The organism is Oxalobacter aliiformigenes (assembly GCF_027116575.1).
In the GTDB taxonomy this organism is placed as follows: domain Bacteria; phylum Pseudomonadota; class Gammaproteobacteria; order Burkholderiales; family Burkholderiaceae_D; genus Oxalobacter; species Oxalobacter aliiformigenes.
This window is the reverse complement of sequence record NZ_CP098252.1, coordinates 1,249,924-1,262,570: the sequence shown is the minus strand read 5'-3', so window position 1 is coordinate 1,262,570 and position 12,647 is coordinate 1,249,924. Positions and strand designations below refer to the sequence as shown.

Annotated in this window: 15 protein-coding genes; 2 read left to right on the top strand and 13 right to left on the bottom strand. The window is 53.3% G+C overall.

Features of this window, described 5'->3' with window-relative positions; translation table 11 throughout:
- Positions 1–528: 528 nt before the first annotated feature.
- Both NB647_RS05850 and NB647_RS05845 read right to left on the bottom strand, forming a co-directional pair.
- Complete coding sequence (locus NB647_RS05850; RefSeq protein ID WP_269282354.1) at positions 529–1,134, bottom strand: DUF4376 domain-containing protein; 606 nt, start codon at positions 1,132–1,134, stop codon at positions 529–531.
- Positions 1,131–2,285 (bottom strand): phage tail protein, encoded by a 1,155-nt coding sequence (locus NB647_RS05845; protein ID WP_269282352.1) that lies wholly within the window; start codon positions 2,283–2,285, stop codon positions 1,131–1,133. Before NB647_RS05845 ends, NB647_RS05850 begins: the two co-directional genes overlap by 4 nt.
- A gap of 538 nt (positions 2,286–2,823) precedes the next feature.
- On the opposite strand from NB647_RS05845, the gene NB647_RS05840 reads away from it, so the two are divergent.
- Together NB647_RS05840 and NB647_RS05835 are read left to right on the top strand one after the other, a co-directional pair.
- Positions 2,824–3,153, top strand: coding sequence for a hypothetical protein (locus NB647_RS05840; RefSeq protein WP_269282350.1), 330 nt, complete (start codon positions 2,824–2,826; stop codon positions 3,151–3,153).
- A 121-nt stretch (positions 3,154–3,274) separates the two neighbouring features.
- Positions 3,275–3,781 (top strand): DUF2569 family protein, encoded by a 507-nt coding sequence (locus NB647_RS05835; RefSeq protein WP_269282348.1) that lies wholly within the window; start codon positions 3,275–3,277, stop codon positions 3,779–3,781.
- Here NB647_RS05835 and NB647_RS05830 read toward each other — a convergent pair.
- From NB647_RS05830 to NB647_RS05780, 11 genes are all read right to left on the bottom strand, one after another.
- A complete protein-coding gene (locus NB647_RS05830) occupies positions 3,764–4,297 on the bottom strand; it encodes a DUF2569 family protein (RefSeq protein WP_269265710.1) in 534 nt (177 codons plus the stop codon). The genes NB647_RS05835 and NB647_RS05830 overlap by 18 nt on opposite strands.
- A 73-nt stretch (positions 4,298–4,370) precedes the next feature.
- Positions 4,371–4,913, bottom strand: a complete 543-nt coding sequence (locus NB647_RS05825; protein WP_269282346.1) for a hypothetical protein — start codon at positions 4,911–4,913, stop codon at positions 4,371–4,373.
- Between the two features lie 9 nt (positions 4,914–4,922).
- Entirely contained in the window at positions 4,923–5,141 is a 219-nt protein-coding gene (locus tag NB647_RS05820; protein ID WP_269282344.1) for a hypothetical protein, read from the bottom strand.
- Positions 5,125–5,376, bottom strand: a complete 252-nt coding sequence (locus NB647_RS05815) for a hypothetical protein (protein ID WP_269282343.1) — start codon at positions 5,374–5,376, stop codon at positions 5,125–5,127. The genes NB647_RS05820 and NB647_RS05815 overlap by 17 nt, the downstream gene beginning before the upstream one ends.
- A 166-nt stretch (positions 5,377–5,542) precedes the next feature.
- Positions 5,543–6,055, bottom strand: coding sequence for a DUF2569 family protein (locus NB647_RS05810; RefSeq protein ID WP_269284744.1), 513 nt, complete (start codon positions 6,053–6,055; stop codon positions 5,543–5,545).
- A 107-nt stretch (positions 6,056–6,162) separates the two neighbouring features.
- Positions 6,163–8,772 carry an excinuclease ABC subunit UvrA gene (locus NB647_RS05805; RefSeq protein WP_269282341.1) on the bottom strand — a complete coding sequence of 870 codons (2,610 nt, stop codon included), beginning with the start codon at positions 8,770–8,772 and terminating at the stop codon, positions 6,163–6,165.
- A gap of 1,161 nt (positions 8,773–9,933) precedes the next feature.
- Positions 9,934–10,401, bottom strand: a complete 468-nt coding sequence (locus NB647_RS05800) for a hypothetical protein (protein ID WP_269265704.1) — start codon at positions 10,399–10,401, stop codon at positions 9,934–9,936.
- Between the two features lie 764 nt (positions 10,402–11,165).
- Positions 11,166–11,645, bottom strand: coding sequence for a lysis system spanin subunit (locus NB647_RS05795; protein WP_269282339.1), 480 nt, complete (start codon positions 11,643–11,645; stop codon positions 11,166–11,168).
- Positions 11,642–11,809, bottom strand: coding sequence for an anaerobic ribonucleoside-triphosphate reductase (nrdD, locus tag NB647_RS05790; RefSeq protein WP_269265702.1), 168 nt, complete (start codon positions 11,807–11,809; stop codon positions 11,642–11,644). Before nrdD ends, NB647_RS05795 begins: the two co-directional genes overlap by 4 nt.
- Positions 11,806–12,276, bottom strand: coding sequence for a lysozyme (locus NB647_RS05785; protein ID WP_269282338.1), 471 nt, complete (start codon positions 12,274–12,276; stop codon positions 11,806–11,808). Before NB647_RS05785 ends, nrdD begins: the two co-directional genes overlap by 4 nt.
- A gap of 1 nt (position 12,277) precedes the next feature.
- A complete protein-coding gene (locus NB647_RS05780) occupies positions 12,278–12,616 on the bottom strand; it encodes a hypothetical protein (protein ID WP_269265699.1) in 339 nt (112 codons plus the stop codon).
- Between the last annotated feature and the right edge of the window lie 31 nt (positions 12,617–12,647).

Here is a 12,647-nt window from a genome sequence, read left to right as displayed (position 1 = left end):
ATTTTTGTCTGTCGTATTGTCATGTTTGCCGATTTTACCGGTATTGTTCCGTTTTTTCCGGCAAAAGGCAGACTATTCTGCCTTTCGTTTCCGGCCCCCCGTTTTCGGTCATGACTTGACGGATGGCCGGATACTGTAACCGATACGGCGTTGAAGATAGACAATGTATGATTTCATGTTTGTCCTTCATTCCGGACTGTCCGGAATTTTCCGGCAGAAACCGCCGGTTTCTGAACACGATTCTGCCTGATACCGGAAAACGGTGCCGATTATACCGTCACCTGCCTTGCTGGCGGCAACTGTAATAAAACCGGCCTTATCCGTTTTTTCCCGACCGACGGATTCCGCTTGCCGGAACTGTCCGGAAATGGATGGAACGGACTTTACGGGCGGTTATCCGCAAAAACTGCCAGACAACCGCCGTCAAACTATCGGGCCGTTACCGGCAAATGGTCTGGATCAATCCATGACAGAAATGTCTGTTTTCCTGTTTCAGGTCATGACAGGCCTGACTCCGGTGGATTCACGTTATCCGTTCACGATGGAAGCTTTTGTGTGGCCAGCTGCCGTATTCATAAAGGAATTTGCCAGTTCCTCCAGTGTCCCGGGTGTCACAACGATGATCTTCAGCGCTTCGGCTGTTTCTGCCGCCCTGATTCGGGCTTCCATCGTCCACTTGGCCTGATACAGGTATTGGCTGTTGACGACGATTTCCTTGCGCATGGTCTCGAGTTGCTCCCGTGTGACTTCATGGAAGGTGTTGTCATACGCCCTGAACAAGGTGGTCTCTTCCGGCTGCATGACGAGCACCAGTCCTTCGATGTTGCGGTTGGCGATTTCGTCGGCATCGATCTCGAACCCGACCGATGAGGTGCAATGCGCTTCCCGCGATGCGGTATCGAAAGCCGCTTCCAGTTCAGCCAGTTTTTCCGTTCTGGCTTCTTCCAGCGGTCTTTGCGGCGCATGGCCTTTTTCGTACCATGTGCCGTCATGGCCCTGCTCGATCTGGTCTTCATCGTATATTCCGATTTGTTCGACCGAATACTGCGGCATGAAGGGCAAGGTGTTTTTCAGACGTTGCAGATCATCGTCGATCAGGACAAATTTATGGTTTTCTACAATCCCGTATTTCATTCTGGCTGGCTCCCGTTCGCGTAAATGAAATAAAAACCGTATTGATTGTTTATTGTGGCTGAAACGGTTACTTGTATTCCGATATCCTTTCTGGCGGGAAGATATAGCCTACATACTTCGGATTGCCCAAAGGAATATCCTGTAATCAGACCATTGTTAGGATTTAGTATTTGTATAAAGCCATTGCTTGCATCGCATGACAGACAGAAGTATCCGTCCGCTGGAGCTACATAATCGGTTGTTCCGTTCGGTGGAAACGTTAAATCAACGCGACTATTGGACGGCATTGCCAGATTCGCCACTTCCGTCTTGTCGGCTTTTCCAGCCACTTCGTTGGCCAGTTCCGTTATGTCGATCAGACCGGAATCGATTGCCGCATCGAAGGCTTTGATGCAGGGCAACAGGGTCAGGGCCGGTGGCTGGACGGTATCGCTTTTGCCGTAGGTAATATTGGAGCGTGATGCATTGATACCGACTCGTGCATTCATGAACCATCCACCACTTGGCGTTTCGTTAACGCCTGTGACACTTATTGCGCTTATTGGCTCAAAACACCCGCCCAAGGCAAGCTGTTCATTACCAACAGTCCCATCAGAATTATTTTTAGTAACTGACCCCGCCCCAAAATCACCCGTAATGTTCGGCAATCCAGCCTCTTTCACTGTTCCCGGTGTCGCGCTGCCTTCGGCGAACCGCCCGATCAGGTTCGGCAGGTTGAAGGTGGTCTCTCCATCGCCTTCTCCATAGGTGGTTCCGATGGCGGCAAAGAGTTCGGGACAGGTTTCCCGCCCGACTGCCGCACCATCGCATTTCAGGTAACCGGCCGGCGGAACCGGCATGGCGAACCACGCCACTGTACCGATGGGAACCCCTCGCTCACTCAGGTCCGGTTTGTCTTTCAGGTCATCGTAACTCCCTGTCGTGGCAACGCTTGACAGTTCGGAACGGTCGGCTTTCGCATCGATGTTCCCGCTCAACTCTTCCAGATCGATACCGAGCGCCAGTCTCGCCGATTCCTTGTCTCCGCTGTCCTCTCCCAGCAGCTCTTTCAGGTAGTCATGTAATTCTCCCAGCGCTTTCTTCATTTCTCCTGTCGTCGTCTTCGGTATCTTGCTTCCGTCCAGTACCGCTTTCTCCGGTAGTTTGCTCATCTCGTCTCCATAAAAAAAGACCTCGCTTCTTTCGAAGGAGGTCTGGCTTGCTTTTCTGTTTCCGGGCGCAATTCGGGCGCCACAATGATATGGTACAAAATAAAAAAACTTCGGTCAGCCATGGCATGAACATCCGGATATCCACCATGGAACCGGATATCATGCCATACGGCCGGTGCACCGGAGAGAAGTGCACCTCCACGGATATCCGGTACGCAGGTTTTGTACATTGCCAAAAGATGACGCCGGTACGAAAAAGGATTAATATGGATTCATGATTCATCATGACAGAACGGATCGCCGGTTCTGTACCCTGTTTCTGGAATTCGGGTATGCTGTGTCTCTTTTATCATCTTTTCCATTTTCTTTTCCGGCGTCATTCGCCCGTTCCGCCTTGCTCGTTTTCCGGCGAAACGGCTGAAAAGTCCCGGGAAAATGACGATGAAGTGATTTTCTGGCCCTGATTCGGGAGGGTTTCCGTCTCGGCGGCTGACCTGTTCCGGCATTTGCATGTCATGTATTTCCAAAGGTGTTTTCGATGAGGTCGCGCAATCCGCTTCCCGCATTTTTTCTGTCCGTCTTTCTGGTTTTGCCGGCTTTTCCCGCCTGTGCCGGAAATGTCGGGGCAAACTGTACCCTGGAAGGCAAGGCACTTTACGGGCGTGTACAGGTCGTCGAGGCATTTCCCGATTTCAGGGTTCAGGTGGTGAATGCGTTTCCCGATCTGAAAGTACAAAAGGTCAACGCTTTTCCCGACCGTTGCGGCCGGTGGCAATTCGTGGACAGTTTTCCGGATTTCAGGATACAGTTCGTGAACGCTTTCCCCGATCTTCGTATCCAGTATGTGGATGCGTTCCCGGGAAACTGAACCGTTTTTCCGTAATCGGGGGATTCTTTTTTTGCATCGGGTCAAACGGATTCCGTATCCGGCTGGTATAGTGGATTTTCTGACAAACCGGCCGGAATTTCCGGCTTGAGGAGAATATCGCGTGAATCGCAAAATCCGGTCTTCTGTATCTGCACCGAAAGGGGTCGGCGGCTGGTTGCTGCTGCTGATTGTGATGCTGGCGGTCTATACGCCCGTAATGGGTTTCAGGAACCTTTATTACGATTTCATTGTTTCCGCACGGGCATTGCCGGCGCTGGAAGCGAATCAGGCCTGGGTGCAATACCGGATGGTCGTCTGGGTCATTTTTGCCATTATGTGCTTTTTCTGTCTGGCTGCCGGTTATGCGCTCTGGCGCATCAAAAGGCCGATGACGGTCCAGCTGGCTATCGGTGTGATCTGGCTGGTCGGACCGATCGTCCCGCTCATTCATGCGGCGGCGGCTTCGGCCATTTTCCACCTCGATTTCGCCCAGACAATCAAGCCGTTTTATGTCCTGATAGCCGCTTCGGCTATCCAGTGTGCGATATGGACCGGTTATCTGCTTCGCTCCTCCCGTGTCAAAAACACCTACTATCCCGCGGACTCCGGCTTAAAATCCGGAAAATGACCGGGGTGTTTCATCCCTGGCATAGGTGTTCCGGACTCTTTTCGAACGAAGCAGGTAGGCTGTCCAGAGTCCGGCGAAGAAAATTGAACGGAACAGGCTGCCGAGGATATCCATCATCGATTTTTCAATGAGCGATCCGAAATTCACATAGAGATAGGCGACAAGGACGACTGTTGACAATGGCCCGATGATCCAGAGAGAGAAGATGGCTTCCCTGACCGATTTCCAGACGTGGGTTTTCCAGAGCCGGTAGCCGGCACCGATACTGACGACGCAACAGACCAGGATAAGTCCCCAACTGAACCATTTGTACTGGACGTAAGGAGGCATTTGCAGCAAGGCGGGGTTCACATGCTCTGCCGTGCCGAATTCGGAAGCGAGCAGGAAGATGGAGAACAGCGGATTCAATATCGTCAGAGCGATGATCAGCCAGGCCAGCCAGCCCCCTACTCCCCTGGGGGCATCGGGAAACGGATCGCCGTTCCTGTTTTCCTGAATCGGTTCGTTGTTTTCCATATGGGTTTTTCTCCATGAAATCGGCGGACAGGCCGGCAGACCCTGCCTGTTCCGTCAGTCACTTGTACGCTCGCTATTCACTATACCGGAAAATTTCCCCGGCGCGTCGGGATTTGCCCAGCCATGCTGTCCATACCAGCGTCCAGAGCAGGGACCAGGCCATCGGCAGCATGACATACCCGAAAATCGCGCTTCCCGATATGCTGACGAAAAACAGGCAATAGACGCCCTGTAACAGGATAACCTGAAACGGGCCGTTCAGCCAGAACATCCATCTGGCGAGCCGGAGGGATTCGCGGTTCCGTCTCTCGCCGAGCACATAACCGGTATACAGGCTGGCCAGTGAGCAGGAAATGACGACGAACCAGCCGTAACCGGTATAAAAACGGAAAATGTCCGGATACATCCAGACGATTCCTTCTTTTTCGTACATGTCGAGCCGCATGATGAAAGAGCAGGTATCCAGCAGGGGATTGCCGAACATGAACTGAAGGATCAGGTACAGGAACCACAAGGGCTCCTGATCCGTTTTCCGCCCGGGATCGTTTCCTCGTCCGGCAAGGGGCGTTTCCTTTTCCGGTTCCGGCAATGGGGGACTGTCCTGTTCTCTCATCATCAGGGTCCGTTACCAGAGCAGGTCTGCACTGCTCCGGCAATACAGCCGGTATCGCGGAGATATCCGGATGCCGGCGGCATGAATCCGTTTTTCGTTTTTGCGTCCGCCGTTTTTCAGGGCGGGTCTGTCAATGATACCGTATTCCTCCGGAAAAACGGCCGGGATACGCCAGGAAAACCGGGGATTGCGCATGGTTTCCGGATAAACGCCATCACTGGCCGTCGCCACAGGATTTCCGTTTTTTGCCGACCGGCAATCCGGACAAGCGAAGAACGGCAAGACATGCCCGCTGTCCGGTACCCGCCACGCTCCCCCCTGTCCAATCCGGCAGACCGGCAACCGGTACCTGAAGCGGCTTTCCGGTCTGTCCGACAGTCTGACGTGGATAGCGCCGGTGAAATTCCCGACACACGGGACTGGTGATGCCGGGAACGGGAAAGATCCTGTGGACTTCGGACAGCATCCGGCATCATGCAAACCGGGCCGGTATCAGGTCTTTTCGTCCGCTTCCGGACGAGTCCGGCAATTTGCATGTGATGCCCGGGTGCTTCGTGAACGAATACCGGTGGTGTCGTGTACCTGTCCGGTTTGCCAAAGGTACACGGCCCTCCCGCTTCTTTCCTGCGGGATCAGAATTCATGGTACCAGCAGGTGTCGCTGACACGTTTCGAGTCATGGAGACAGGTTGTCCAGAACAATGGCGCGATAAAGGAGATAAGCAGGTTTTCCCTACTCTGCACGACGAAAGCGATGGCCAGTACCGGATGGCTGAAAAGCAGCCACGCGAACATGATGACGGCATAATAACCGGGCGAGGTAATCCACGGGACGGCAGTGGCATACCTGACGGCGGCGGACCGGCGGATTTTCCAGAAGACCACTCCGGCCGAAACACTCAGAGCCGACATGATGAAACAGACGATCCAGACGATCTGCCGGTGCCGATTCCAGATGATGTCATGCAAGATGGAAGGATTTTCCTGCCATTGCCGGTTGAAAACGGCGGACTGGAATATTGCCTCCAGAACCGGCCGCACCAGAATCAGGATGACGATCAGCAAGGCAAGCCACCCGCCAACTCCCGGCGGTTCGGAACGGTTTTTTCCGGAAAGTGCCGTTCGCCGGACGGTACGGGTTCGGATGTATTCGCAATATCCGTTTTTTCAGTGGTCAAATCCGCTCGGGAAATGACGATGGTAACCTGAAATTGCGAAGTGTTCAAAGCGGACGGATTGTATCGGCCCGTCTGTCACCTGTTGGCGACATTTTCGTCGCTCCCGGTTCCTCGTGCAGGACGGACAGTCCCTCCATCCGCTTTCGGCCCCATCTGTTTTTCCAGTCGGACCGAGAGGTATTTTCCGGTCACGCTTTCCGGATTGGCCGAAACCGCTTCAGGCGTTCCGGCTGCGACGATTTTTCCGCCGTCCGAACCGCCTCCCGGCCCCATGTCGATGATGTAGTCGGCATTTTGTATCACATCCAGATCATGTTCGATCACGATTACGGTCGCGCCGTTTGTGATAAGAGTCGAAAATACATCCAGCAGTGTCTGGACATCCAGGGGATGCAGGCCGATGGTGGGCTCGTCGAATACGAAGACGGAACCGGACTGGGCTTTTCCCATTTCACTGGCCAGTTTCAGGCGCTGCGCCTCACCGCCGGAAAGCCCCGGTGTTTCTTCTCCCAGCGTCAGATAACCCAGACCGAGTTTTTGCAGCACGTCCAGTCGCTGGCTCACGGCTTTCAGATCGCGACAGGCTTTCAGGGCCGTATGGATATCCATTTTCATCAGTTCCGGCAGCGAATACGCCCGGCCTGCCCGGTTCCGGTATTTCACTTGTCCGGCATCTTTCGCGTATCGCGATCCCCGGCACTGGGGACAGGGAATGTCCACGTCAGGCAGGAACTGGACATCGAGACTGATGGCTCCCGTTCCGTCACAGACCGGGCAACGCAGTTTTCCGGTATTGTAGGAAAAGTCCCCGGCCTTATAACCCCGCTCTCTGGCTTCCGGTGTTCTGGCGAACACTTTTCTCAGTTCGTCGTGTACGTTCGCATAGGTAGCGACCGTGGAACGGATATTGATGCCGATGGGGGTCGCGTCGATCAGTTTCACCTGTCCGATTCCGTCCGCCTCCACCGACAGGATATGCGGTGGCAGTTTTTTTCCATCGATCAGGGCGGAAAGTGCCGGAACGAGGCTTTCCAGAACGAGGGTCGTCTTGCCTGAACCGGAAACGCCGGTCACGACAGTCAGTTTCCCTTTCGGGATATCGGCCTGTACCGGTTTGACGGTATGGATCGGTGCCGTAGAAAGCCGGATACGCCCGGCGGAAAACACGTTTCCAGAGGCGTTTTCCCTTTCCGTACGGACTCCGGCGGCACCGGAAAGAAACGGCCCGATCCGGGAATGGCGGTTTCCTGCGATATCGGCAATACTTCCCTGCGCAATGACATGGCCGCCCCCGGCGCCGGCATCCGGCCCCATTTCGATGAGCCAGTCCGCCTCCGAGAGAATTTGCGTGTCGTGATCGACCAGTATCACGGAATTTCCGTCGGCGATCAGATCACGCATCACGCCGGTCAGCCCGACGATGTTGGCCGGATGCAGCCCGATAGACGGTTCATCCATCACATACAGGACGCCCGTGGTGCGGTTGCGGACGGCACGGGCCAGCTGCATCCGCTGCCGTTCGCCGGTGGAAAGCGTCTGGGAAGCCCTGTCCAGCGTCAGATAGCCCAACCCCAGATCCAGCAGCCGCCTTGCCGTTTCGGTAAACGAATCGACGATGCTTTCCGCCATCGGAACCATCTCTTCCGGCAACAGGCCGGGCACACCCGCCACCCATTCCGTCAGACGGGCAAGCGTCATCTTGCAGGCTTCATCCAGCGAAACGCCACCCAGTTCCGGCGCTCTTGCCGCATCGGAAAGACGGGTTCCGTGACAGTCGGGGCAAATGTCTTCTTTCAGGAATTTTTCCACCCGTTTCATGCCCTTCTCGTCCCTGACTTTCGCCAGGGCGTTTTCAACGGTATAAACCGCGTTGAAATAGGTGAAGTCGAGTTCTCCGGCCTGATTGGAACTTTTGGCCTTGTACAGGATGCGCCTTTTTTCCGCCGGCCCGTTATAGACGATGTCTTTTTCCTTTTCAGTGAGTTCGCGAAACGGAATATCCGTGCGTACGCCCATCGCGCGGCAGACATCCGTCATCAGCGACCACATCAGGGAATTCCAGGGCGCGACCGCTCCCTCATCGATGGAAAGGGATTCATCCGGCACAAGAGTCGACCGATCGACTGTCCGTATCGTTCCCGTTCCATTGCAGGCACGGCAGGCGCCCTGGCTGTTGAAAGCCAGCTCTTCGGCGGAAGGGGCATAAAACCGGGCACTGCATTTCGGGCAGACAAGTTCCTGCCCCGCCGCAACGGCCAGCGTGGGTTCCAGATAATGTCCATTGGGGCACCGGTGGCTCGCCAGCCGTGAAAACATCAGGCGAAGACTGCCCAGCAGTTCCGTTCCCGTCCCGAAGGTACTGCGGATGCCGGGAACACCCGGACGCTGGTGCAGGGCAAGGGCGGCAGGAACATACAGAACCTCATCCACCTGCGGTCTGGCAGCCTGTGTCATCCGTCTTCTGGTATAGGTGGACAGTGCGTCCAGATAACGCCTCGAACCTTCGGCATACAAAACACCCAGTGCCAGCGAGGACTTGCCCGAACCGGATACCCCGGCAATGGCGACGATCCGGTTCAACGGAACATCCACGTCGATATTTTTCAGATTATGCACTCGCGCTCCCCGGATCAGGATATGTCCGGGCGCTTTTTTTCCGGCATTGCGGTCTCGCTGCACAGCCATACGCACTCCCCTGCCTTTCACATGCAAGCTTTTTTCCGTCTTGTAACGGATGGACGGCCCGTTTCGGCATGAAACACCGCCTCACGAAAAAGGCTCCCGTGTACAAGCGGCACGGAACCGGCATCATGGAAAAAATCTTCCTGCGTTCTCGAACCTGTCCTTTGTCCAGACCACCATGCCGCCGGATGTTCCGGCTCCCGCCTGCGGCCATTTCACCTGTCCGATGAAGCGAAAACCCTTCCGGAAAACGATCTTCTTCAGGCAAACCCGTGGATTCCATGCTCCTGCCGGGCCTGTTCCGTCCGGCAGCCTGCTTTCTCCATCGGGCATATTCCGTTTTCCGGCAATATCGCAGGTACCGTTTCTGCGGAAAAGCCTTTTTGTCAAACGATACCGGGGCATTATAAAAGAAAAGTCACCGGCCTGTTCAAACTGTCCGGCCCGCTTTGACAAAGGGATATATCTTCATGATTTTTTCCGCCTTTCCATCCAGATGAGCACTCATCGACAGACAGGCGACATCTGTTTCGGCAGGCCGGATGACGAATCAGACGGAATCTTTTTGCGAACCTTGCCTGCCCGCTTGCCAACCAAACAGAGGGCGAAGGATTCTGAAGATATTCAGGGAAAGATCTCGATGCCCGTTTTCCACCTTGTCCAGTCGCATCCATACCGCTTTTTTCTGAACCGGACTACCGGTTGGCAAAATAGCTTCCGGTAACAGCAATTTTACTGGTTAATCTGTTGCATACTTGACGTTTCGAAAACCGGTTCAGACATGTTTGCAGCATTCGGAAACGGCAAGAGAATTTCATGTTTTTTCAGTGTGGAGTAGCCCGGAAACGGAAAGGTTTGATGCATAGGTTGTAGAAAAATTTCACCAATCATCCGTAGATCCGGCGCATACATCCATGTCCCGACCATGCGGCCGTCCATTACACCAGTTCAAAAACATGAGCTATTGGCAAAATCCAGAAACCTTGTACTGCGAACTGACTGATCGTACAGGAAGAACTGTGAGTTTATAAACACCTTCCCCCTCTTCCTGATTAAACGTTTCAAGAATTTACTTGCGCAAATGGATAAGATAAAAGCGAAGAAATGAATATCCGATCTGCAACCACCCCCAAAAAAAAGTCCTCAAATTGAGGACTTTCTTTTTTAATTATATATTGCATCCGATTCTTGCTGATGTGCGTTCGCTTGTTGCCCTGATTCAGTTCTTTTGTCGATTACGGTTGATTCTCCCATTTTTACGGCTAGCTGGTAAGGATAATCATATCCACTACCTCTGCTATGATCGATAATTGCTCCGACTCCGCCGCCAAAGATAATATTTCCCCACATGGAACCTGCCGCTCTCGAGATTGCAACCAACAAACCATCAGGCAATCCATCCTTTTTGCATGTCACACTCAAATCTTCACCTGATTTGTGTACCATGACATTGGCAGGCGTCCTGGCTGTGTAAGTTCCCTTATCATTTGTCAAACTACAATCCGCTTCAACAGGTTTTCCATCATAACTGGCCGTTACCGCAATTGTTTGCGTATCACTTTGAGTAATCGTAGAACAGCCAGTCAAGCTCACCATAGAACCAAGAATAACAGGAAGCCAATATCTTCTCATTTTCAGATCAGTCTCTTTTTAGGAAAATTTGTAATTGTAACAACATTCCTCATTAGAGACTATCTACATCTCCGAATGGTGGCATGTATTACACCATCATTACGGAATTGTTTAATGCAGCACTTCCATCCAAAGTGGACTGACCAGCACCGGCAAATACCGTAAAAATGACAATAACAAATAATCGACTGTATCTCCAACTGCATTGGTTACTGGTCGTTTTTAAAATCACAAGTATTTACCGGATTACCCTGTAATTTTATTGTTTCCCTTTGTTTCAGACAAAAACAGAAAACTGAACCGAATGAATACTCAAAAAAATGTGAAATTTTCGAGGAAACAGAGTAATTTCAGAAAAAAAGAGTTGTGGTAACGGACATGCTTGTCCCATCACTTCCTGCCATGAGTTCCGGCATTTCCGACAGGCTTTTCAGAAAACGGTCTGTCTACTATTCCCGACCGTCCTGTGCGATCTGTCGCTGCCGTTTGCCATCAGGTTCCACTTTACTGGCAGGCTGTATGATGTACTCAATGGATTGTTTCCGAACATGGTTTTTCCCGTTTCTTGTCATGGCCGATTTTTCTGTATCGTTTTGCGGTGTGGTCCGACTTGTTGCACAAACAGGCAGACGGACGGTTTTTTACATAAAAAAAGACCGCACTTCCTGTGAAGAGGGTCTGTCGTTTTCTCAAACAACCGGCATCCGGCGCCGTCTGTCTGCCCGTTATCCCGGACGGGATTTCTTTCGGCCGTCAGGGACGATTCAGGCCGTTTGTTTGCATGCCTTTTCAACGGCCCGGTACTGGTCGATGCACTGGTTCAGTTCCCGGATGGCCTCGTCTCCGTCGCGTCCGACAGCCAGAATTCGTTCAGCAGTCTCCGGGTCAAGTTCGGCTCGCGTTTGTCCAGCGTCATCGGCGGCACGTCCAGTGCAGGACAGTCCGCCATCCTTACGGACGGGGACTGACATCCTTGCAGTACCGCGATGGAGACGAGCAAGCAAAGCATCATATTCTCGTTTGGCATGGTCGTTTTCCTTTTTCATTCTGGCCTGCAGGCCCCTGACGATTTCCTGCAGGTTCCGGTTGTCTTCAAGGACTTTTTTCAGCCTTTCGCTTTCTTCCCTGGCCCGTGACGCGTTCATCCTTTCCGTATCCGCTTCCCACCGGGCATGGCAAAACCAGTACCCGGCCAAAACGCCGGTCATCAGGGCGATGGCCGTCATCATGATGGTTCTTTTCATTTGGGCTCCGCAAACGGTTTGCGTTCGGCAAATTCCGCCTGTTTGCCGGGATTGAAACTGTCCACAGGACGATGGTATCCCATCACGCGTGTCCAGACTTCGCAACGCTGGCGTTTTTCCTGTGGAATGTCCGCCAGAGATTTCTTCACGTTTTTTTCATTCATGTCGTTTCTCCTTTGCATAACCGGTATTCTTTTTGTCTGCGCCTTGTCAGGCCAGGCAATACTTTCCCACCGGCACGGTTGAAGCGTTTTATTTCTTCGCAAGCTCCGGCGTAATCTTTGGCGTTGAGTTTTTTCACCAGTGTGGATCGGCAGAACGCCCCTGTCCCGATGTTGTAGGCCAGACTGATGTAGGCGTCGAATTCGTGCTGGTAGAGCGGAACGTGTATGCATTGCCGGATGGCGTCGGCATGTTTTTCGGTGCTCTCAAGTAATTGGACAAGTGCCCGTTCCGGTGTGGTCTTGTCGCCCATTTTTACACCGGCGGTTTCGCCAAAGCCGAGGGTCGGTATGCCGACCGTATCCTTGTAGGCTTCGCTTCGGTAGCCTTCGTGGGTGGCGATGCCGACCAGCGTCGCCGCCGATACGGCCAGCGCTCCCACGGCCAGCCGGATTTTTTTGTCGTCCATGTCAGCCTCCCCTGTGCGGCCAGTTGACGATGGCATACCAGAGGGCATAGAGTGCGGATGAAAGACTGCCGATCCAGATCAGCAGCTTCCCGAACCATCGGGCGGTTTTCAGGGTGCCGTCCCCCGCCCGGAAGATTTCGACCAGTGTCGCGGTGTTTTTTTCGATCCGGGCCAGTCGTTCATCCTGCATTTTGTTCGCTTCCTTCAGGGCGATCACCTCGTCTTTCAGTATGGAAATGTGCACATCGTGCGCATTCATGCGTTTGGCGCCGCTTTGCAGTTTCTCGGACAGAACCGCACGCAGCGCCTCGGGTTCTTCCGGCAATTCATATCCGGTCATGGCTATCTCCTCTTCAACGGAAAAACGTTTT